This window comes from Nocardia sp. NPDC050697 (assembly GCF_040654395.1).
Taxonomy (GTDB): Bacteria; Actinomycetota; Actinomycetes; order Mycobacteriales; family Mycobacteriaceae; genus Nocardia.
The window spans coordinates 36,134-57,689 of record NZ_JBFAHY010000012.1 but is presented as its reverse complement, the minus strand read 5'-3'; the positions used below and the strand labels follow the sequence as shown (position 1 = coordinate 57,689).

The window sequence follows — 21,556 nt, the reverse complement described above, 5'->3', positions numbered from 1 at the left end:
GATGGCGGTCGACACCACCAAGCCGGACAGCGCCGAACCGGAGCCGATCAAGGCCGTTCCGCTGCGCAGGCCGGGCCGCTACCTCGCGGCCGCGCTGATCCTGGCGCTGGTCGGGCTGTTCCTCTACGGCGCTGCCACCAACGAGGCGTACCGCTGGGACACCTACTGGGCCTACCTGCGCGACGAGCGGATCGTCGCGGGCGCGGTGGTGACGCTGGAGCTCACCGTGCTCGCCATGGTGATCGCGGTGCTGCTCGGCACGGTGCTCGCGGTCATGCGGCTCTCGCCGAACCCGGTGCTGCGCGCCAGTGCCTGGGTGTACCTGTGGATCTTCCGCGGCACGCCGGTCTTCGTGCAGCTGGTATTCTGGGGGCTCTTCCCCTCGCTGTACCGGCAGATCCAGCTCGGGGTGCCGTTCGGGCCGAGCTTCTTCGAGCTGGACGTGCAGGGGTTGCAGGCCGCGTTCACCTTCGCGGTGATCGGGCTCGGGCTGAACGAGGCCGCGTACATGGCCGAGATCGTGCGCGCCGGCATCAACTCGGTGGGCGAGGGGCAGCGCGAGGCGTCGACCGCGCTCGGCATGTCCTGGGGCCAGACCATGCGCCGCACGGTGCTGCCGCAGGCCATGCGGGTGATCATCCCGCCCACCGGCAACGAGCTGATCGGCATGCTCAAGACCACCTCGCTGGTGACCGCGATCCCGCTCAGCACCGACCTCTACGGCCGGGCCCGCGACATCTACGGCGTGAACTTCCAGCCGATCCCGCTGCTGCTGGTCACCGCGACCTGGTACCTGGCCATCACCAGCGTGCTCATGGTCGGGCAGTACTACCTGGAGCGGTACTACTCGCGCGGGGCCTCGCGCCAGCTCACCGCCAAGCAGCTGCGGGAGCTGGCCGAGGCGCAGAAGGTGGTGGAGCCGCGGTGACCGAACCGATGATCCGGGCGGACCGGGTCTGCAAGAGTTTCGGCGCGCTCCGGGTGCTGCGCGGGGTCTCGCTGGAGGTGCCGCGCGGCGAGGTGCTCTGCCTGATCGGGCCGTCCGGCTCCGGCAAGTCCACCTTCCTGCGCTGCATCAACCACCTGGAGCAGGTGAACGCGGGCCGGCTCTACGTGGACGGCGAGCTCGTCGGCTACCGGGAGAAGAACGGCAGGCTCTACGAGCTGCACCCGCGGGTCGCGGCCAGGCAGCGGCGCGAGATCGGCATGGTGTTCCAGCACTTCAACCTGTTCCCGCACCGCACCGCGCTGGAGAACGTGATCGAGGCGCCGACCCAGGTGAAGGGCGTCCGCAAGGCGGACGCGGTGGCGCGGGCCAGGGAGCTGCTCGACCGGGTCGGCATGGTGGAGAAGGCGAACGCCTACCCGGCGCAGCTCTCCGGCGGGCAACAGCAGCGCGTGGCCATCGCCCGCGCGCTGGCCATGGATCCCAAGCTCATGCTCTTCGACGAGCCGACCTCGGCGCTCGACCCGGAGCTGGTCGGCGAGGTGCTCACGGTCATGCGCGAGCTGGCCGCCTCCGGCATGACCATGGTGGTGGTGACGCACGAGATGGGGTTCGCCCGGGAGGTCGCCGACCAGCTGGTGTTCATGGACGGCGGGGTCGTGGTGGAGTCCGGGAAGCCGAAGGAGGTGCTGGCGGCGCCCAAACAGGAGCGCACGCAGGCATTCCTGTCCCGGCTGCTCTAGGCCGGAGCGAAGGCCGCGCGTAGTGCGGTGACCAGCGCTGCCGCTGCCGGGCCGCGGGAGTTCTCGGCGTTCCAGGCGAGGGCGAGGCGGCCGCGGATCTCGGGGACCAGGGGGATGGCGCGCACGCCGAAGGCGGCCGCCTCCTCCGGTTCCAGCCCCGGGACGACGGCGATCCCGAACCCGCGCGCGGCAAGCCGCAGCAGCAGCGGGGGAGCCGCCGCCTCGAACGCCACCTCGGCGCGGAACCCGGCCGCCGCGCACGCCTTCTCCAGCTCGGCCCTGACCCCGGTGCCGGTCGGCAGGCAGATCAGCGGCTCCCCGCGCAGCGCGCGCACCTTCAGCGTCGCCCCGTACCCCTCGGCATGGGCGGCGACGGCCGCGACCACCGGGGTGTCCAGCACCACCTGCAGGCCGAGCCGGGGATCCGGCGGGTCGCTGGTGAGCGAGACCAGCGCGGCGTCCAGCTCCCCGCGCAGCACCGCGGCCAGCATCTCGGCGGAGATGTCCTCGGTGAGCCCGATGGTGATCCCCGGATGCGCGGCGTGGAACCCGGCCAGCGCCCCCGCCACGTCGAACTCGTCCGCGGTGGCGCCGGAGATGAGCCCGATCCGCACCTGCCCGCGCAGCAGCCCGGTGAACTCGTCCGCCACCTGCCCGGCGCGCTCCGCCGCGGCCAGCGCCGCCCTGGCGTGCGGCAGCACCGCCGCCCCCGCCTCGGTGAGCGTCACCCGCCTGCCGCCGCGGTGCAGCAGTGGCAGCCCGAGCTCCTTCTCCAGCTGCCTGAGCTGCGCGCTCAACCCCGGCTGGGTGACGTGCAGCCGCTCGGCGGCCCGGGTGAAGCCGCCCTCGTCCACGATGGTGACGAAGTAGCGCAGGTGGCGCAGTTCCATAACTCAGAGTTATCCGTTCCATCAGAACTATCTGTTTCACTTCTAGTCTACTGCGCGGCAGGGTGGAGCCATGGAGAGTTTTCAGACCGCCTACGCCCACAACCCCGACCTGATCGTCGAGCCGCGCACGGCCGAGGAGGTCGCGGCCGCCGTCCGGAACGCCGCCGAGCGCGACCTGCCGATCGGCGTCCACGCCACCGGCCACGGCCTCTCGGTCCCCCTCGACGGCGGCGTACTCATCGACACCGGGCACCTGAACGGCCTGCACATCGATCCCGACACCCGGATCGCCCGGGTCGAGGCGGGGGTCCGCGCGGGCACCCTGCTCACAGCCGCCGCCGAGCACGGCCTGGCCCCGCTCTCCGGCTCCTCGCCCTCGGTGAGCGTGATCGGCTACCTGCTCGGCAGCGGCCTCGGGCTGCTCGCCAGGCACTACGGCTACGCCGCCGACCGGGTGCGCGCGCTGGAGCTGGTCACCGCCGACGGCGAGCTGCGCAGGCTGGTACCCGGCGATGCGCTGTTCGGCGCGGTACTCGGCACCGTCGGCAACTTCGGCGTCGTCACCGCCGTCGAGCTGGAGCTGCTCCCGGTCACCGAGATCTACGGCGGCCAGCTCGTCTTCGACGCCGCGAACGCCGAGCCGGTGCTCGACGCCTGGCGCGCCTGGGCCGCGACCGCGCCGGACACGGTGACCACCTCCGCCGGGCTGCTCACCTACCCCGACCTGGAGCAGCTGCCGCCGTTCCTGCGCGGCCGCTCGGTGGTGGGCCTGCGCATCGCCTTCGAGGGCACCGCGGCCGAGGGGGAGCGGCTGGTCGCGCCGCTGCGCGCGGCGGCCTCGACCATCACCGACGACCTGCGGATCATGCCGTACGCGGAATCCGGCAGCATCCACCGCGAGCCGCCGGAGCCGCACGGCTACGCCGCCACCAACGCGGCGCTGCGCCGCTTCGACGCCGCCGCGCAGCGCGCCCTGCTCGCCGCCACCGGCCCGGACACCGTGGTCGACATCAGGCAGCTCGGCGGCGCGCTGCGCGAGCCGGGCAAGTCCGGTGCGGCCGTCGACTTCCGCGAGGCCGAGTTCCTGGTCCGGGTGATCACCGCCGCCGACGGCCCCGGCCGGGTCCCCGCGCTCGACGCGGTGCGCAGCGCGCTCGCCCCCTGGACCCTCGGCCACCAGCTCGGCTTCCTCTACGGCGCCCCCGCCGCGGCGGACGAGGCGCAGACCAGGGCCGGCTTCACTCCCGAGACCTACGACCGGCTGGCCGCGCTCAAGGCCGAGTACGACCCCGCCGCCCGCTTCCGCGCCACCCGCGCCATCGTCCCCGCGCGCTGACCATCGACGGCGAGCCCGGCTTCCTGCTATCGTGGTGATATCACTTTGATACTGGGAGGATGTCATGAAGTTTCGACCCGCATGGCACGTCAACGGGTTCGCGGTCCTGGTGGCGTGGTTCGTGCTCACGCTCGGCTTCGGCGCGGCGGCGGCCTACGGCTTCGTGGTGGCGAGCCGCGACGGCAGCGTTCCGGCGCTGGTCGCGGCGATCGCCGCCACCGTGCTCGCGGTGCTGGTGCTGATCCTGGCCAGCGGCCTGATCGTGGTGAACCCGAACGAGGCCAAGATCGTCCAGTTCTTCGGCCGCTACATCGGCTCGGTCAGCGAGCCCGGGTTCTTCGCGGTGCTCCCGCTCACCGACCGCAAGAGCATCTCGCTGCGGGTGCGCAACTTCGAGACGCAGAAGCTGAAGGTCAACGACGCCGACGGCAGCCCGGTGGAGATCGCCGCGGTGGTGGTCTACCGGGTGGTCGACAGCTTCAAGGCGGCCTTCGCGGTGGACGACTACGAGGAGTACGTGGAGACCCAGTCGGAGGCGGCGGTCCGGCACCTGGCCACCACGCACCCGTACGACTCGCACGAGGTCGGCACCAGCCTGCGGGACGGCGCCGAGATCGCCCAGGAACTCACCGTCGAGCTGGGCGAGCGCACCGAGCTGGCCGGGATCGAGGTGCTGGAGGCCAGGATCACGCACCTCGCCTACGCGCCGGAGATCGCCCAGGCCATGCTGGTGCGGCAGCAGGCCGCGCAGGTGGTGGCGGCGCGCACCCGGATCGTGGAGGGCGCGGTCGGGATGGTCGGGCTGGCGCTGGACCGGCTCAGCGAGCAGGGCGTGGTCGAGCTGGACGAGGAGCGCCGCGCCGCGATGGTCTCCAACCTGCTGGTGGTGCTCTGCGGCGACCGGGCGACCCAGCCCGTGGTCAACGCGGGCTCGCTCTACGGCTGAGCGGGGGCCCGGATGGCCGAACGCAAGAAACTCCTGCTCCGCCTCGATCCGGCGGTGTACGACGCGATCGCCAAGTGGGCCGCCGACGACCTGCGCAGTGTGAACGCCCAGATCGAATTCGCCCTCCGGCTGGCGCTCGATCAGGCGGGCCGGAATCCGAAAAGCGGTCGGGTCGGACGTGATTCGGCGGCCGACGGGGAATCGGAGCCCTGACCGGAGCGGAGAGCGGAGCGCGTGCCGACGGCACCCGCTCCGCTACCGTGTCCGCGTGCCGCTCTCCTTCGACCTCACCGGAATGCAGGCCCTGGACGACAGCACCTGGGGGGATCCGGTCACCCGCGACGTGGTCGCCGTGCACTTCTTCGACATCGCGCCGGAGCTGCCCGCCGCCCTGGACGACGCCGAGACGCTGCGGCGCGGGCTCGCCGAGCACCACGCCGCCTCCGGCTGCCTGATCGAGGCGCTCGTCATCTGGGTGGACTCGCTGCCCGCGCTGCTCCGGGTGGAGAAGGTGCCGATGCCCTTCGCGCCGGGCAAGTTGGCCTATTCCGCCTCGATCCTGGTGCCGCGGGCGCGGTGCAGCGCGGTGCTGCAGATCATCTGCCCCGAGGTGGGGGACCCGATCGCCCGCGAGGTGGTGGTGACCCAGCGCGCCGAGACCAGGAACCGCAGGCGCGGCCACCCGTACGCGCCGGGGCTGCAGGGCCGGCTCCCCTTCACCTCCGCGGACGACGTGCGCTGGGACGAGAGCTTCCCGGACCACCCGCTCAGCCGGGCCAGGCGCTGGGTGGTGCAGACCGTGCCGACGGTCCGGGTGGACCCGGAGTTCGCCGCGCTGGAGCCGTACGGCGGCTGAGCCGTCAGGGCCTGCGGGTCACGAAGATGGCGGTGCCGGGGAAGATCTCCCCGCGCAGCGGGCTCCACTGCCCCCACTCCCGGTCCAGCCACTCCGGCCAGTCCGGCTCCACGATGTCGAGCAGCTCCAGCCCGGCCCCGACGATCTCGCGCACCCGGTCGCCGATGGTGCGGTGGTGCTCGACGTAGACCGGGGTGCCGTCGGCGCCGGTCTCCACATACGGGCTGCGGTCGAAGTAGGACTGCTGCGCGACCAGCCCCGCCGGGCCGGGATCGTCCGGGAAGATCCAGCGCATGGGGTGGTTCACCGCGAAGACCCAGCGCCCGCCCGGCCGCAGCACCCGCGCCACCTCGCGCATGACCGCCGCCGAGTCGGCCACGAAGGGCACCGCGCCGAAGGCCGAGCAGGCCAGGTCGAAGCTCCGATCCGGGAAGGGCAGCGCCTCGGCGTCGGCCTGCACCAGCGGCACCACCGGCCCGCCGCGCGCCATCACCGCGGTGCCGCGGCGCAGCATGCCCGCCGAGATGTCCAGCCCGACCGGCCGCGCGCCGTTGCTCGCCAGCCAGCGCGCGCAGGGCGCCGAGCCGCAGCCGATCTCCAGCACGGCGCGGCCCGCGACCTCGCCGAGGAGGTGCCAGTCGCCCTCGTGCAGCCCCTCCGGGCACCAGACGAATTCGCCGGTCGGGGAGTCGACGCCGAGGAAGTTCGCGTGCTCGCGGTGGTAATCCGCGGCATCGGCGTCCCACCAGCGCCGATTGGCGGTGCTGCTGACGGCCGAGCCGGCCGGGACCCGGGCGACGGTGGTCACCCCGAAATCGGCCGCGGCGGCCGCGTGGCGGTGGTCGGACACCCGGATGAGCCTAGTGGTGCCGCCGATTTCGGTGCCCCCGGCCCGGTTTGCCCGGGCGTGATCGGGTGCCGTAGGCTGATCCGCGAGTGTCAACTGTACTGGCGTACCGATCACCGGGGTCCGCGAAAGCGGGATTTTCGGGGTGAGCCGGTCGGAGCACAGGGTATCGGGCCGGGTACACTCGGCGCGCCTCCCGAAACACTCCGCGCTCGGAATATCCGGCGGCCACGCCGGGTTTCGTCAGGCGATGCGTGCGGTACGTTCATTGTGTCCGTCGTCGCATCGTCGCGGTGATTTCGCAGCGTACCGAAAGTTCCAATGTCCGCAACCGACCACAATCCGTCCGGAGCACACCGACACATGCCCACCACCGTCACCTCGCCGCAGGTAGCCGTCAACGACATCGGCTCCGCCGAGGACTTCCTCGCCGCCATCGACGCCACGATCAAGTACTTCAACGACGGCGACATCGTCGAGGGAACCATCGTCAAGGTCGATCGCGACGAGGTTCTGCTCGACATCGGTTACAAGACCGAAGGCGTCATCCCTTCCCGCGAGCTCTCCATCAAACACGATGTCGACCCGAACGAGGTCGTTTCCGTGGGCGATGAGGTGGAAGCCCTGGTCCTCACCAAGGAGGACAAGGAAGGCCGCCTGATCCTGTCGAAGAAGCGGGCGCAGTACGAGCGTGCGTGGGGCACCATCGAGGAGCTCAAGGAGAAGGACGAGGCCGTCAAGGGCACCGTCATCGAGGTCGTCAAGGGCGGCCTGATCCTCGACATCGGGCTCCGCGGCTTCCTCCCGGCCTCGCTGGTCGAGATGCGCCGGGTCCGCGATCTGCAGCCGTACGTCGGCAAGGAGATCGAGGCCAAGATCATCGAGCTGGACAAGAACCGCAACAACGTGGTCCTGTCCCGCCGCGCCTGGCTGGAGCAGACCCAGTCCGAGGTGCGCAGCGAGTTCCTGCACCAGCTGCAGAAGGGCCAGGTCCGCAAGGGTGTGGTCTCCTCCATCGTCAACTTCGGCGCCTTCGTCGATCTCGGCGGTGTCGACGGCCTGGTGCACGTCTCCGAGCTGTCCTGGAAGCACATCGACCACCCGTCCGAGGTCGTCGAGGTCGGCAACGAGGTCACCGTCGAGGTGCTCGACGTCGACCTGGATCGCGAGCGCGTCTCGCTGTCGCTGAAGGCGACCCAGGAGGATCCGTGGCGGCAGTTCGCCCGGACCCACGCCATCGGCCAGATCGTGCCGGGCAAGGTCACCAAGCTGGTTCCCTTCGGCGCGTTCGTCCGCGTCGAGGAGGGCATCGAGGGCCTGGTGCACATCTCCGAGCTGGCCGAGCGCCACGTCGAGGTGCCGGACCAGGTCGTCGCGGTCGGCGACGACGCCATGGTCAAGGTCATCGACATCGACCTGGAGCGGCGCCGGATCTCGCTGTCGCTGAAGCAGGCGAACGAGGATTACAACTCCGAGTTCGACCCGTCGAAGTACGGCATGGCCGACAGCTACGACGAGCAGGGCAACTACATCTTCCCCGAGGGCTTCGACTCCGAGACCAACGAGTGGCTCGACGGTTTCGAGAAGCAGCGCGAGGAGTGGGAGGGCCGCTACGCCGAGGCGGAGCGTCGCCACAAGATGCACACCGCGCAGATCGAGAAGATGGCGGCCGACGCCGCGGCCGAGGCCGCGAACGGCGGTGGCTCCTCGAACTACTCGTCGGAGTCCGGCAGCGGTTCGCAGTCCTCCTCCGCCCCCGAGTCCAGCGGCGGCTCGCTCGCCAGCGACGCGCAGCTCGCCGCGCTGCGCGAGAAGCTCTCGGGCAACGCCTGATTCGCTCAGCAGTACGCCGAAGGCCCCGATCCACGCGGATCGGGGCCTTCGGGCTTTCCGAGGTCAGCCCGCGGGGCGGGCGGCGATGACGGTAACCGGGGGCCGGGCGCCGCAGTCCGGTTGCGCTGTGGCGTTTCGGGACATGGAGACGACGATGGCCCGGCCGCCGCGGCCGGGCCACACCGTGCGCGAGTTCAGTTGGCGGCGGCCGGAATCCAGCGCGCGACGGCGAGCAGCGGACGTTTTCGCGCGGGCACGAAGCTGTGCCGGGAGGGGCTGAGCAGCGCGGCCAGCCACGGCCTGCGGTACTCCGCGATCGCCGCCGCCACGGCGGGGTAGCGGATGCAGTGCACTCCCCCCGCCATACCGAGGCGGTGGCGACCCGCTCGGTTGAGTTCGGTGCGCAATGAACGTCCTTTGCTTCGTGCCGGTGCGGCCGGAATTCGCCAGGCCGAACAGTATCGGAAATCTTCCGATCGGCCCAGTACTTCGTCCTGGAAAACGCCGCCGCGTGTCGGAAAGTTATCGTCGCCAGCGCGGGTCGCACGGAAATTGTTGCGAATTGATCTCGGCAGCGTCACGGATCGGTCAGCGGCCCGGAAACATGGTGAATTCCGGGTGCGCGATGGGTACCAAGACTGATCGGCACCTCGTGCGAGACTGGGCCCATGTTGCGGATCGGCCTCACCGGAGGCATGGGAGCGGGCAAGTCGACGGTGGCGCGGATCCTGACCGAGCTCGGCGGCGTCCTCATCGACTCGGATGTCATCGCCCGCGAGGTGGTCGCCCCCGGCACCGAGGGGCTGGCCGCCCTGGTCGCCCGGTTCGGCGCCGGCATCCTGGCCGCCGACGGCAGCCTGGACCGCCCCGCGCTGGCCGCCATCGCCTTCGCCGACGACGAATCCAGGGCCGCGCTGAACGGCATCGTGCACCCCCTGGTCGGCAAGCGCACCGCGGAGCTCTTCGCCGCCGCGCCCGCCGACGCCGTGGTGGTGCAGGACGTCCCGCTGCTGGTGGAGAACAACCTCGCGCCCATGATGAACCTGGTGCTGGTCGTGCACGCCCCCGCCGAGCTGCGGCTCCGGCGGCTGGTCGAGTTCCGCGGCGTGGACGAGGCCGACGCGCGGGCGCGCATCGCCAGCCAGGCCACGGACGAGCAGCGCCGCGCCGCCGCCGACGTCTGGCTGGACAACAGCGGCGAGCCGGCGGCGCTCGACCCGGTGGTGCGCGCGCTCTGGGCCGAGCGGCTGCTGCCCTTCGAGCAGAACCTGCGCACCGGAACCGCAGCCGGGCCGGGGTCGGTCGAGCTGGCCGAGCCGGACCCGGAGTGGCCCGCCCAGGCGCAGCGGCTCATCGCCCGCCTCTGGCTGGCCTGCGGCGGCGTGGCGAAGGCCATCGAGCACACCGGCTCCACCGCCATCCCGGACTTCCCGGCCAAGGACGTGCTCGACATCCAGATCACGGTGCCGAGCCTGGAAGCCGCGGACGGGCTGCGCGACGGCCTCACCGCCGCCGGGTTCCCGGTGAACGAGCACCGCTTCGACAACCCCAAGCCGGGCGACGACGACCCGGCGCGCTGGGAGAAGCGGCTGCACAACAGCGCCGACCCGGGGCGCCCGGCCAATATCCACCTGCGGGTGGCCGGCTCGCCCGGCGCGCGCTTCGTGCTCGCCTTCCGGGACGCGCTGCGCGCCGATCCCGAGCTGCGCGCCGAGTACCTCGCGGTCAAGCGCAAGGCCGCGGCCGAGGCCGAGGGGCTGACCGGGCGCGCGGCCATGGACGCCTACCTGGCCGTCAAGGAGCCCTGGTTCGACGAGGTCTACGCGCGGCTCAGCGCCAGCTGAGTTCCATGCCGAGCGACCGCGCCCAGGCATCCACCGAGTAGCCGTGCGCGGCCAGCCCCTCGATGGCGTAGGTCGCGTTCAGCACGGCCGCCTCGGCGGCGGCGGCATCGATGAGCCCGGCCCGCAGCGCCGCGAGCAGCTCGTCGGTGTCGAGCAGCTCGGCCTCCCTGCCGTCCTGCACCGCGATGTCGAGGTAGTGGTCCAGGGCGCGCCAGCGGGTCGGCGTCACCGGGCGGAAGACCCCGATATCCAGGTAGACGTCCTGGTCGCGGTGCTCGCCGGCACGGAAGTGGAAGATCGTGGCGCGCACCCCGAGGTCGGGGAGCAGCCAGGACTCCATGTGCTCGAACCGGGGGTGGTCGGCGGTGCGCGACATGTACAGCCCCCACGGCTCCTCCCGGTACACCTCGACCGGCCGCACGAACCCCTTGTTGTCGGTATTGGTGCGCGCCGCCAGATCGAAGTGCTCGACCTTGGGCCGATGCACCGATACCCCCTCCGCGTCTGTCATGCCCGGAAATGTACCGGGCTCCGGCGGCAGCGCAGGAGTGTGTCGGTGGCTCCGCCTACCCTGGTGAGCATGGCATTCGCAACCGAGATCCCCGAGGGGACGCCGCTGGCCCACTCGGAGTTCCGTCCGGTGGGCGAGATCGAGCGGGCCGAGGGCGAGTTCCGGGTCGTCAGCGACCACAAACCCGCCGGTGATCAGCCCGCCGCCATCGCCGAGCTGGAGCGCCGGGTGCGGGCCGGGGAGCGCGACGTGGTGCTGCTCGGCGCCACCGGCACCGGCAAGTCGGCCACCACGGCCTGGCTGGTCGAGAAGCTGCAGCGGCCCACGCTGGTGATGGCCCCGAACAAGACGCTCGCCGCCCAGCTGGCGAACGAGCTGCGCGAGATGTTCCCGCACAACGCGGTGGAGTACTTCGTCTCGTACTACGACTACTACCAGCCCGAGGCGTACATCGCGCAGACCGACACCTACATCGAGAAGGACAGCTCGATCAACGACGACGTGGAGCGGCTGCGCCACTCCGCGACCTCGAGCCTGCTCTCCCGGCGCGACGTGATCGTGGTGGCCTCGGTCTCCTGCATCTACGGCCTCGGCACCCCGCAGTCCTACCTGGACCGCTCGGTGCAGCTGGAGGTCGGCGGCGAGGTGGACCGGGACGCGCTGCTCCGGCTGCTGGTCGACGTGCAGTACACCCGCAACGACATGTCCTTCACCCGCGGCTCGTTCCGGGTGCGCGGCGACACCGTGGAGATCATCCCGTCCTACGAGGAGCTCGCGGTCCGCATCGAGTTCTTCGGCGACGAGATCGAGGCGCTCTACTACCTGCACCCGCTCACCGGCGACGTGGTGCGCAAGGTCGACACCGTGCGCATCTTCCCGGCCACGCACTACGTGGCGGGCCCGGAGCGGATGGAGCGCGCGGTCCGCGATATCGAGGCCGAGCTGGAGGGGCGGCTGGCCGAGCTGGAGAAGCAGGGCAAGCTGCTGGAGGCGCAGCGGCTGCGCATGCGCACCCAGTACGACCTGGAGATGATCCGCCAGGTCGGGTTCTGCTCCGGCATCGAGAACTACTCGCGGCACATCGACGGCAGGCCCGCGGGCTCGGCGCCGGCCACCCTGCTCGACTACTTCCCGGAGGACTTCCTCCTGGTGATCGACGAATCGCACGTCACGGTGCCGCAGATCGGCGGCATGTACGAGGGCGACATGTCGCGCAAGCGGAACCTGGTGGAGTTCGGCTTCCGGCTGCCCTCCGCGGTGGACAACCGCCCGCTCACCTGGGAGGAGTTCGCCGAGCGGATCGGCCAGGCGGTGTACCTCTCGGCCACGCCAGGCCCGTACGAGCTGGGGCAGACCGGCGGCGAGGTGGTCGAGCAGGTCATCCGCCCGACCGGGCTGGTCGACCCCGAGGTGGTGGTGAAGCCGACCAAGGGCCAGATCGACGACCTGGTGCACGAGATCCGGCTGCGCACCGAGAAGGACGAGCGGGTGCTGGTCACCACGCTCACCAAGAAGATGGCCGAGGATCTCACCGACTACCTGCTCGGCCTCGGCGTCCGGGTGCGCTACCTGCACTCCGAGATCGACACGCTGCGCCGGGTGGAGCTGCTGCGCCAGCTCCGGCTCGGCGAGTACGACGTGCTGGTCGGAATCAACCTGCTGCGCGAGGGGCTCGACCTGCCCGAGGTCTCGCTCGTCGCCATCCTGGACGCCGACAAGGAGGGGTTCCTGCGCAGCAGCACCAGCCTGATCCAGACCATCGGCCGCGCCGCCCGCAATGTCTCCGGGCAGGTGCACATGTATGCCGACAAGATCACCGACTCCATGCAGCACGCCATCGAGGAGACCGATCGGCGCCGGGCCAAGCAGGTGGCCTACAACGAGAAGATGGGCATCGACCCGATGCCGCTGCGCAAGAAGATCGCCGACATCCTGGATCAGGTCTACCAGGAGGCCGACGATCAGGTGGCGGTCGGCGGCTCCGGGCGCAATGCCAGCCGCGGCAGGCGGGCGCAGGGCGAGCCGGGACGCGCGGTGAGCGCGGGCGTCTACGAAGGCCGCGACACCGCGTCCATGCCGCGCGCCGAGCTCGCCGACCTGGTCGCCGAGCTCACCGCGCAGATGATGAACGCCGCCCGCGAGCTGCAGTTCGAGCTCGCCGGGCGGCTCAGGGACGAGATCGCCGACCTCAAGAAGGAGCTGCGCGGCATGGACGCCGCCGGGCTCTCGTGAGCGGGCTCGCGTGCGCGGGTCAGCCCTGCTGGGCCATCCATTCGTTCACCCGGCGCTCGGCCTCCTCGGGGGAGACGTCCTCGACCCGGGTCATGGTCACCCAGCGGTGGCCGAAGGGGTCGATGAAGACGCCGAAGCGGTCGCCGGTGACGAAGGTGGCCGGCTTCTCCAGCACCGTCGCGCCGTGCGCGGCGGCCCGCTCGACCACGCCGTCCACGTCCGGGCAGTAGTGCACGACCGAGGTGTGCACCCAGCCCTGCTCGGGCGCGCGCACGCCGTTCTCCGGCATCGGCAGCCCGACCTGGAAGGTGGCGTCCCCGACCTTCACCTCGGCGTGCGCGGGCTGGCCGTCCGGCAGGTCGTTGCGGGTCAGCACCTCGGCGCCGAGCACCGCCGTGTAGAAATCGAGCGCGGCATTGCCGTCCGGCACCGCGAGGAAACAGGTGATCGAGTGGTAGCCGCTGGGAATGGGATTCACGGTGTTCGTCATGGGAACCACCCTGCCCCGGCCGCCCGCGCCGATCTTGGAAGAACGCGACACCGTGGGTGACGAGCGCGCCGCCCCGCTGCGCGGCGGCATCAGCGCGCGGGACAGCCTCAAGGGCATCCTGCACCCCGGCGAGCAGGCCAGGCACCGCTCGCTGCACCGGCTGCCGGTCGGCCCGGCGCTGCGCCGCTACGTGGCCTGGTACTGGGCGGTGCACTGGGACCTGCGCGAACCGTACCGGGCCGAGGTGCTCTCCTACCCGTGCGTCAACGTCACCTTCGAGGCGAGCGAGCGGGAGCGCGGCGGCTTCGTCAACGGGGTCTGCACCACCCGCTTCGAGCGCGAGCTCGCCGGCCGCGGCCACACCTTCGGGCTGCGCTTCCACCCCGGCGGCTTCGGCGCCTTCACCGGGCTCGACGTGGGCGCGCTGCGCGACCGGCGGCTGCCGCTGGACGAGGTGCTGCCCGGCGCGGGCGCGCTGACCGCGCGGGTGCTCGACGCCGCGGACGACGAGGCGCGCGCCGCGCTCGTCGAACGGGATCTCACCGGCCGGGTCGCCGCCGCCGACCCGCAGTACGACCTGGTGCTCACCGTCGTCGCGGCCATGGAGCGGGACCGCGAGCTGACCCGGGTGGACCAGGTCACCGCGCGCTTCGACATTCCGGTGCGCACCCTGCAGCGGCTCTTCCGCCGCTACGTCGGCGCCGGGCCCAAGTGGGTGCTGCGCCGCTACCGGCTGCAGGACGGCGCGCACCTGCTCGCCCGCGGCCGCAGCGCCGACCTGGCCGCGCTGGCGCTGGAGCTCGGCTATTTCGACCAGGCGCATTTCTGCCGGGAATTCACCGCCGAAATCGGGATGCCGCCGCTGGAATACGCGCGCAATTCCGCCCGCACCGCGGACCCCGGACACGATTCGGCGGATTCTTCGGGTCGATAGCGGATATCCGGCGGCCGCGGCGGGACAATTGTCCGGTCGGATTCCGATCTCGCGAAGGAGCGGGTCATGGATGTCGTGGTGTTGATCGGGCGGATCCTGTTCGCGGTGCTCTTCCTCGGCTCCGCCGCGGGTCACCTGACCCAGGCGGACGGGATGGCGGGGTACGCGGCGAGCCGGGGGATACCGGCGCCCAAGCTCGCCGTGCTCGGCTCCGGGGTGCTCATGCTGGCCGGCGCGCTGAGCGTGCTGCTCGGCGTCTGGGCCGACCTCGGATCGCTGCTGCTGGTGCTCTTCCTGCTGCCGACCGCGGTGCTCATGCACCCGTTCTGGAAGGAGACCGACGCGGAGACCAAGCAGCTGGAGCTGATCGGCTTCAACAAGGACCTCGCGCTCGGCGGCGCCGCGCTGGCGCTCTTCGCCTTCTTCGCGCACACGCCCGAGCTGGGGTTGACGATCACCGGGCCGCTCTTCCACCTGAGCTGACCGGGCGGTACGCATTTCCCGCCGGAAACCGGCGGGGTTCCGGCGCTGTGACGAATGTCTTACCGCGGCAAGGCGCTTCGATTCGCCTGTGACACTTCACAGATCGGCGCCGCGCGGGCCGCGTCGGCGCTGGTTACCGCGGGCCGGTCAGCGAACTCGCGGTGCGGGAGATCACCGGAATGGGCCGGGGGCGCGGATGTGATGTGTTGCGATTTCTTAAATTCTGCGGCGTTTTGCCGCTATGGTCGGTCGCAGTCACCGCCCGGTGCGTGTCTCAGCCAGGCACCGGACCGGACCCGCCCTGAGTCGTTGGAGGAGAGATGACCGCCTACCGGACCATTGTCGTCGGTACCGATGGATCGGACTCGTCGTACGTGGCCGTGGAGAAGGCCGCGGCGCTGGCCGGCGTTTCCGACGCCGCCCTGATCGTGGCCTGCGCGTTCTACCCGACGGACGACCGTGATGTCGCCGCCGCGGCGGACGTGCTCAAGGACGAGGCGTACCAGGTGCGCGGCTCCGCGCCGACCAACGAGATCCTGCGCATCGCGCGGGACAAGGCGACGGCCGCCGGCGCCAAGAACATCGTCGAGCGCTCCATCGTCGGCGAGCCGGTCGACTCGCTGCTCAACCTGGTGCGCGAGGTCGACGCCGATCTGCTCGTGGTCGGCAACCGGGGGCTGAACACCCTGGCCGGGCGGTTGCTCGGCTCGGTGCCGTCGGATGTCGCGCGCAAGTCGCGCTCGGATGTGCTGATCGTGCACACCGTGCGCTGACGCGGAGTCTTCTCACCGCGGCCCCGCCCGATCGAATCGGGCGGGGCCGCGGTGCGTCGGTGTCCGCGCGGGCCCTCAGGGAGCGAGCGTGCTCAGCTCGGCGGGGAGATCGCCGGTGTGCAGCACGGTGAGCCGCTGGGTGGCGCGGGTGAGCGCGACGTACAGGTCATTGCGGCCGCGCGGCGACTCCGCCACGATCGCGGCCGGTTCGACCACGATCACCGCGTCGAACTCCAGCCCCTTGACCTCGGCGACGGTGAGCACCCGCACCGACTCGCTCGGCGGCGCGGGCAGCGCGCCCGCCAGCGCGTGCGGCACGATCACCGCCGTCGTTCCCGGCCCGGTCTCCGCCGCCACCGCCTTGCCCACCGCGTCGGCGAGTTCCCCGGCCGCGACCCGCACCGCCTTCGGCCGCACCCCGGTGGCGCGGATCGAGCGCGGCACCTCGGCCGCCGGGTCGATCGCCGCGAGCACCCCCGCCGCCACCGCCATGATCTCGGCCGGGGTGCGGTAGTTGACGGTGAGCTCGGCCAGCTTCCAGCGCCGCGCCACGTACGGCTCCAGGATCTCCTGCCAGGACGAGGCGCCCGCCGGGTCGCCGGTCTGCGCGACGTCGCCGACCGCGGTGATCCACCGGTTCGGGATGCGCCGCATGACCATGCGCCAGGCCATGGCGGAGAGCTCCTGCGCCTCGTCCACGATGACGTGGCCGTAGGTCCAGGTGCGGTCGCCCGCGGCGCGCTCGGCGGTGGTCTGGCTGGTGCGCACGTTCTGCCGCTCGGCCAGCTGCCCGGCGTCGATCAGGTCGTAGGCCATGAGGATCTCCGGGTCCAGCTCGTCCTCCAGGTCCTGCGGCGCCGAGCCGGTGAGGATGTCGAGCGCGTCCTGCGCCTCCTCCAGCCGGGCCCGGTAGCGCCGCCGGGAGCGCTCCCGCTCCTCGGCGTCGTCCACCCCGAGCAGCTCGGCCAGCTCGTCCAGGAGCGGGGCGTCGGCGGCGCTGAACTCGCCGGTGTCCGGGCGGTGCAGCTCGGCCCGGTCCGGCTCCGGCATGCCCTTGGCCACCCGGGCCAGCCGCTCCGGCTGGGCCAGCAGGTCGGCGAGCACCTCCTGCGGCGAGAGCGTGGGCCAGAGCCGGTCGATGGCGGCCTGCACCTCGGGGTCGGCGCGCATCTCGTCCCTGATGTCGCCGAGGTCGGCCGGGCTGAGCAGGCTCTCCGCGCCGACCAGGTTGGCGCCCATGGTGGCGGCCAGCTGCTCGGTGAGCGCGTCGATCACCGCGGCGGCGAAGACCGGCCTGGCCAGGTTGTGCGGGCGCCGGGAGGAGCGGGCGCGGCCGCGCGCCCTGGTCGCGATGGTGCGGTCCAGCGTCACCGGGTAGCTGTCGAAGCGCAGCCGGATCGGCTCCTTCGGCACCTCCTGCCGGTCCCGCACCGCCTGCTTGAGCACCTCCAGGATGCCGAGCGAGCCCTTGAGCTCGCCCGCCCGCAGGCTGTCCTCCCTGGTGGCCTTCACCCCGGGGTAGAGATCGCCGATGGTGGAGAGCAGCACGCCGGTCTCGCCGAGCGAGGGGAGCACCTGCCCGATGTAGTCGAGGAAGGTGGCGTTCGGGCCGATGATCAGCACGCCGCTCTTGGCCAGCTGCTGGCGGTAGGTGTAGAGCAGGTAGGCGGCGCGGTGCAGCGCCACCGCGGTCTTGCCGGTGCCCGGCCCGCCCTGCACCACGAGCACGCTGCGGTGCTCGGAGCGGATGATCGCGTCCTGCTCGGTCTGGATGGTCTCGACGATGTCGTTCATGTGCCCGGTGCGGGCCGCGTTCAGCGCGGCGAGCAGCGCGCTCTCACCGCCGACCCCGCCGTCGGACTGCGCGGCGCCCGCCGCCTCCAGCGCCTCGACCGCCAGGTACTCGTCGTTCAGCGCGGTCACCCTGCGGTTGCGCGAGCGGATGTGCCTGCGCCGCCGCACCCCCTCCGGCATGGCGGTGGTGGCCAGGTAGAAGGGCCGGGCCAGGGGAGCGCGCCAGTCCAGCAGCAGCGGGTCGTAGTCGTGCTCCTCGTCCAGGATGCCGAGCCTGCCGATGTAGCGGCTGGCGTCCTCGGACTGCTCCGGGTCGAGGTCGATCCGGCCGAAGCAGAGGCCGTGCTCGGCGGCGTCGTACTTGGCCAGGTCCTCGCTGTAGAGCTGGGTGAAGGACTCGCGCTCGCTGCGGGCCTGCGGGGTGCCGCCGGTCTCCAGCAGGACGGTGCGCAGCCGGGTGCGCGCGTACTCGCGCATGGCGTCCAGGCGCTCGTACAGCGCGGTGAGGTACTCCTGCTCGGTTACCAGGTCGTCGTCGCGGCCTTCGGGCACGCTGAACTCCTTCTCGGCCGGGGTGGGGAGTCCGCTGCGCAGGGCGCGCAACCGGAGAACGGAACGATCGAGTCTACTCCGGCCGGTGCCGGTCAGGAGGCGTGCGTACTCGTCGGGTGGCCACGGTCACCACCCGGCTTGGCCTGGTACATCGCCACGTCGGCGTCGTGCAGCACCGCCTCCGGGGTGCGGTCGTCGCCGGGCAGCAGATCGGTGGCGCCGACCGAGGCGTCCACCTCGATCCGGTGCCCCCTGGCGATGATCGGCTCCGCCATCGCGGTACGCAGCCGGTGCACGAGCGCCTCCCGGTCGGCGGCGCGGGTGCGCCCGGCGACCAGGACCAGGAACTCGTCGCCGCCGAGCCGGCCGACCACGTCGTCGGCGCGCAGCGCCCGCTGCAGCCGCTGCGCCACGATCTGCAGCACGGTGTCGCCGATGGCGTGCCCGAGCGTGTCGTTGATCGCCTTGAAGCCGTCCAGGTCGATGAAGAGCACCAGCGAGACCGGCTGCTCGTCGCCGGCGGCCAGCGCCTCGGCCAGCCGGGCGAGCACCAGCGAGCGGTTGGCCAGCCCGGTCAGCGAATCGTGCGTGGCCTGGTACTCCAGCTGCCTGCGGCTGGCCCGGAACTCGGTGATGTCGGAGAACGAGGAGACCGCGGGGGAGCCGGGGTCGTCCGGGTTCAGCAGCCTGCTGCTGCCCGAGAGCCAGCGGCGCTGCCCATCGTGCCGGTCCACCCCGAAGACGTAGCCGGTGATGGTCTCGCCGGTGGCCAGCGTGCGCGCCACCTGGTGCCGGTGCGGCGCCAGCGGCCGCGCGGCCGAGTCGAGCAGGGTGAGCGGCAGCTCCTCGATCCGGTGCCCGATCGGGTCGACCCCGGTGAGCACGCCGAAGATGCGCCGCGCGGCCGGGTTGATGGACTCGATCCGGCCGTCCCGGTCGATCACCACCACGCCCTCCTCCAGCTGCGACACCACGGTGGTGAAGTGCTGCTCGGCCCGGCGCTGCGCCGCCTCGGCGGCGCGCTGCGCGGTGAGGTCGTGGATCACCACCTGGTAGGCGAGGTGGCCGTGCCAGGGCGTGAGCACCGCGACGGTCTGCACGTCGACGGTGGTGCCGTCCAGCCGGAGCAGCGTCATCTCGGCGGGCGGCGAGGCCGCGCCCTCCTCGGTGAGCCCGGCGATCCGGTCCAGCATGGCGGGCACGAAGCGCGGGTGCACGAAGTCGGTGAGCGGCCTGCCGACCACCTCGGCGGCCGAGGCGGCGCCGACCAGCAGGACCGCGGCGGGGTTGACGTAGACGACGGTGCCGCGCTCGTGCACGCAGACGCCGTCCGGGATGTGCTCGACCAGCGAGCGGTAGCGCTGCGCGAGCAGTTCGGCGCCGGCCAGCCGCGCGTCGGCGAATTCGAGGCTGCCCGGCCGCGCGTCGGTGCCGGCAGCATCGACGGTGCCGTCCTCGCCCACGTCGCTCCCCGATCACTCGTCCCGGTCGTCCCGCTCGGAACGGCAGCCACCCGCACGCTGGCCACGGTGGTAACCGGTTCGCCCGCCGGGGAGCCGGCGGAGGAGCACAGATATTGCCCGGTGCCGCAGAAGCCGTCCAGAGCAGTACTCGATCATATGTCGATCGATCGCACCGTTCCCGTTACCGCACAGTACGCACCGGCCCGGTCAGAGCGGCACCGACCAGCGCAGCCTGGTGCCGGGGAAGGTGCGCGGGTCGGCGTCCGGCCCCGCGGTCACCACCGCCAGCGAGCCGCCCGCCGACTCGGCGCGCTGCTCCAGATTGCGCAGCCCGGAGCGGGCCACGTGGTGCGGCATGCCCCAGCCGTTGTCGGTGACCACGACGGTGAGCGCGCTGCCCGCCGCCACCTCGACCAGCACGGTGTCGGCGCCGGAGTGCCGCACCGCGTTGCTCACCGCCTCGCGCACCACCGCCTCGGTGTGGTCGGCCAGCTCCGGCGCGAGCGCGTCCACCGGGCCGCTGATCCGCAGGTCGGCGTGGAGCGCGGTCTCCGCGGTCTGCTGGCGCACGGCGTCGGCCAGCCGCTGCGGCAGCCCGATCCCGCCGTGCAGGTCGAAGATCGAGGTGCGGATCTCCTGCACCACCTCGTGCAGGTCGTCGATGGTGGCGCCGAGCCGCTCCCGCACCTGGGGCCCCTGCACCTGCGGCAGCGTGCTCTGCAGCGCCAGCCCGATGGCGAAGAGCCGCTGGATGACGTGGTCGTGCAGGTCGCGCGCGATCCGGTCGCGGTCGGCGACCAGGTCCAGCTCGCGCACCCGCTGCTGGGCGTCGGCGAGCTGCATGGCGAGCGCGGCCTGGTCGGTGAAGGCGGCGGTCAGCTCGACCAGCTCGTCGCTGAACGGCGCGAACCCGGCGGGCCGCACGGTGACCAGCACGCCGAGCGTGCTGTCCGGGGTGCAGAGCGGGAGGACAAGCACCGGCCCGGCATTGCGCAGCGGCACCCCCAGGTCGGCGCCGCCGAGATCGTCCCAGCGCAGCGGGGTGCGGCGGGTGAAGGCCTCGCCGAGCGCGGTGCCGGAGACCCGCACCGGCTGCCAGTCGGCGCCCGCGTCCGGCCCGACCCACTGCGTCACCACCAGCTCGCGCACCGGGGTGCCGCCCGCCACCCGCATCGGCGCGCTGGCCAGGAAGGCCTGGTGCGAGCCGCTCAGCGTACGGGCGTGGTCGACCACGTGCGCCAGCACCCGATCCGAGTCGGTGCCGGCCAGGAACTCGGTGGCGATATCGCGGGTGGCCTCGATCCAGGCCTGCCTGGTCCGCGCCGATTCGTACAGCCTGGCGTTGTCCACCGCGGTGCCCGCCGCCGCGGCCAGCGCCTGCACCAGCACGTCGTCGTCCTCGGTGAAGGGCTGGCCGCCCGCCTTCTCGGTGAGGTAGAGGCTGCCGAACACCTCGTCCCTGATCCGCACCGAGACCCCGAGGAAGGTGCGCATGGGCGGGTGCCCCGGCGGGAAGCCGACCGAGTCCGGGTGCGCGGTGAGATCCTCCAGCCGCACCGGGCGGGTGTGCCCGAAGACCGTGCCGAGCACCCCGTGCCCGGCGGGCTGGGCGGCGATCCGCGCCCTGGTGGCGTCGTCGATGCCCTCGTCCAGGAACTGCACCACCTGCTCGTCGTGGCCGCGCACCGCGAGCGCGCCGTAGCGCGCGTCCACCAGCCGGGTGGCGGCGTGCACGATGGCCTTCAGCGTGTCGTCCAGATCCAGCCCCGCGGTGACCGTGAGCATCGCCTCGACCAGGCCGTCCATCCGGTCCCTGGAGTCGATGATGAGCTCGACCCGCTCCTTGACCTCGCCGAGCAGCTCGCGCAGCCGCAGTTGGGAGAGGGTGTCGCGCACCGAGTAGGGATCGCTGCCGTTCTCGTCGGTCATCCGCGCATTCCCCTGCTGCCGGGCGTCGGCGCCCGAACTCGAAAACCCCTGGCGCGCGGCACCGGCCGCGCTGGTCCAGTTTAGAACGCCGGGGTGGCGGGCCGGTCGCGCGCGGGTGCCGTGTCGCACGCCCCGGCCGGTGACAGAGGACTTT

20 protein-coding genes are annotated in these 21,556 nt (G+C 72.0%); 12 read left to right on the top strand and 8 right to left on the bottom strand.

All coding sequences use genetic code 11. From position 1 onward, the window contains the following. Position 1 precedes the first annotated feature (1 nt). On the top strand, positions 2-928 hold the full coding sequence (locus AB0H71_RS31065) for an amino acid ABC transporter permease (protein WP_357028083.1): 927 nt from the start codon (positions 2-4) through the stop codon (positions 926-928). An 8-nt stretch (positions 929-936) separates the two neighbouring features. Then, on the top strand, positions 937-1,689 hold the full coding sequence (locus tag AB0H71_RS31060) for an amino acid ABC transporter ATP-binding protein (RefSeq protein WP_357028388.1): 753 nt from the start codon (positions 937-939) through the stop codon (positions 1,687-1,689). Here the strand turns inward: AB0H71_RS31060 and AB0H71_RS31055 are convergent. Continuing rightward, positions 1,686-2,579 (bottom strand): LysR family transcriptional regulator, encoded by an 894-nt coding sequence (locus tag AB0H71_RS31055; RefSeq protein WP_357028080.1) that lies wholly within the window; start codon positions 2,577-2,579, stop codon positions 1,686-1,688. The two genes, AB0H71_RS31060 and AB0H71_RS31055, sit on opposite strands and share 4 nt — an antisense overlap. A 70-nt stretch (positions 2,580-2,649) precedes the next feature. On the opposite strand from AB0H71_RS31055, the gene AB0H71_RS31050 reads away from it, so the two are divergent. The 4 genes from AB0H71_RS31050 (at position 2,650) to AB0H71_RS31035 (ending at position 5,717) form a co-directional block, all read left to right on the top strand. Beyond that, the gene (locus AB0H71_RS31050) at positions 2,650-3,915 is read left to right on the top strand and encodes an FAD-binding oxidoreductase (RefSeq protein WP_357028077.1); all 1,266 of its coding nucleotides are present in this window, start codon (positions 2,650-2,652) and stop codon (positions 3,913-3,915) included. 64 nt (positions 3,916-3,979) lie between these two features. Next, entirely contained in the window at positions 3,980-4,861 is an 882-nt protein-coding gene (locus AB0H71_RS31045; protein WP_357028074.1) for an SPFH domain-containing protein, read from the top strand. Positions 4,862-4,873: 12 nt separating this feature from the next. Further along, positions 4,874-5,074 carry a hypothetical protein gene (locus tag AB0H71_RS31040; RefSeq protein WP_357028071.1) on the top strand — a complete coding sequence of 67 codons (201 nt, stop codon included), beginning with the start codon at positions 4,874-4,876 and terminating at the stop codon, positions 5,072-5,074. A 55-nt stretch (positions 5,075-5,129) separates the two neighbouring features. Then, positions 5,130-5,717, top strand: coding sequence for a hypothetical protein (locus AB0H71_RS31035; RefSeq protein ID WP_357028068.1), 588 nt, complete (start codon positions 5,130-5,132; stop codon positions 5,715-5,717). Between the two features lie 4 nt (positions 5,718-5,721). Here the strand turns inward: AB0H71_RS31035 and AB0H71_RS31030 are convergent, their stop codons facing one another. Next, entirely contained in the window at positions 5,722-6,525 is an 804-nt protein-coding gene (locus AB0H71_RS31030; protein ID WP_357028385.1) for a class I SAM-dependent methyltransferase, read from the bottom strand. Between the two features lie 402 nt (positions 6,526-6,927). On the opposite strand from AB0H71_RS31030, the gene rpsA reads away from it, so the two are divergent. Continuing rightward, complete coding sequence (gene rpsA, locus AB0H71_RS31025; protein ID WP_357028066.1) at positions 6,928-8,397, top strand: 30S ribosomal protein S1; 1,470 nt, start codon at positions 6,928-6,930, stop codon at positions 8,395-8,397. Positions 8,398-8,591: 194 nt separating this feature from the next. Here the strand turns inward: rpsA and AB0H71_RS31020 are convergent, their stop codons facing one another. Next, the gene (locus tag AB0H71_RS31020; RefSeq protein WP_357028063.1) at positions 8,592-8,762 is read right to left on the bottom strand and encodes a hypothetical protein; all 171 of its coding nucleotides are present in this window, start codon (positions 8,760-8,762) and stop codon (positions 8,592-8,594) included. A gap of 303 nt (positions 8,763-9,065) precedes the next feature. Here AB0H71_RS31020 and coaE point away from each other — a divergent pair, with 303 nt between their 5' ends. Continuing rightward, on the top strand, positions 9,066-10,241 hold the full coding sequence (gene coaE, locus AB0H71_RS31015; RefSeq protein WP_357028060.1) for a dephospho-CoA kinase: 1,176 nt from the start codon (positions 9,066-9,068) through the stop codon (positions 10,239-10,241). Here the strand turns inward: coaE and AB0H71_RS31010 are convergent. After that, the gene (locus AB0H71_RS31010; RefSeq protein WP_357028057.1) at positions 10,228-10,752 is read right to left on the bottom strand and encodes a DUF402 domain-containing protein; all 525 of its coding nucleotides are present in this window, start codon (positions 10,750-10,752) and stop codon (positions 10,228-10,230) included. The genes coaE and AB0H71_RS31010 overlap by 14 nt on opposite strands. A gap of 69 nt (positions 10,753-10,821) precedes the next feature. On the opposite strand from AB0H71_RS31010, the gene uvrB reads away from it, so the two are divergent. Then, positions 10,822-12,984 (top strand): excinuclease ABC subunit UvrB, encoded by a 2,163-nt coding sequence (uvrB, locus tag AB0H71_RS31005; protein ID WP_357028054.1) that lies wholly within the window; start codon positions 10,822-10,824, stop codon positions 12,982-12,984. Between the two features lie 19 nt (positions 12,985-13,003). Here uvrB and AB0H71_RS31000 read toward each other — a convergent pair whose 3' ends face one another. Further along, positions 13,004-13,474 (bottom strand): VOC family protein, encoded by a 471-nt coding sequence (locus AB0H71_RS31000; protein WP_357028051.1) that lies wholly within the window; start codon positions 13,472-13,474, stop codon positions 13,004-13,006. On the opposite strand from AB0H71_RS31000, the gene AB0H71_RS30995 reads away from it, so the two are divergent. The 3 genes from AB0H71_RS30995 (at position 13,473) to AB0H71_RS30985 (ending at position 15,664) form a co-directional block, all read left to right on the top strand. After that, a complete protein-coding gene (locus AB0H71_RS30995) occupies positions 13,473-14,408 on the top strand; it encodes a helix-turn-helix domain-containing protein (RefSeq protein WP_357028049.1) in 936 nt (311 codons plus the stop codon). The genes AB0H71_RS31000 and AB0H71_RS30995 overlap by 2 nt on opposite strands. 66 nt (positions 14,409-14,474) lie before the next feature. Continuing rightward, a complete protein-coding gene (locus AB0H71_RS30990; protein ID WP_357028047.1) occupies positions 14,475-14,891 on the top strand; it encodes a DoxX family protein in 417 nt (138 codons plus the stop codon). A 320-nt stretch (positions 14,892-15,211) separates the two neighbouring features. Next, positions 15,212-15,664, top strand: coding sequence for a universal stress protein (locus AB0H71_RS30985; RefSeq protein WP_357028044.1), 453 nt, complete (start codon positions 15,212-15,214; stop codon positions 15,662-15,664). Between the two features lie 75 nt (positions 15,665-15,739). On the opposite strand, the gene AB0H71_RS30980 is transcribed toward AB0H71_RS30985, so the two are convergent. The 3 genes from AB0H71_RS30980 to AB0H71_RS30970 form a co-directional block, all read right to left on the bottom strand. Continuing rightward, positions 15,740-18,010 (bottom strand): ATP-binding domain-containing protein, encoded by a 2,271-nt coding sequence (locus tag AB0H71_RS30980; protein ID WP_357028041.1) that lies wholly within the window; start codon positions 18,008-18,010, stop codon positions 15,740-15,742. 92 nt (positions 18,011-18,102) lie between these two features. Beyond that, complete coding sequence (locus AB0H71_RS30975) at positions 18,103-19,473, bottom strand: diguanylate cyclase (RefSeq protein WP_357028038.1); 1,371 nt, start codon at positions 19,471-19,473, stop codon at positions 18,103-18,105. A 207-nt stretch (positions 19,474-19,680) separates the two neighbouring features. Continuing rightward, the gene (locus AB0H71_RS30970) at positions 19,681-21,402 is read right to left on the bottom strand and encodes a GAF domain-containing protein (protein ID WP_357028035.1); all 1,722 of its coding nucleotides are present in this window, start codon (positions 21,400-21,402) and stop codon (positions 19,681-19,683) included. Between the last annotated feature and the right edge of the window lie 154 nt (positions 21,403-21,556).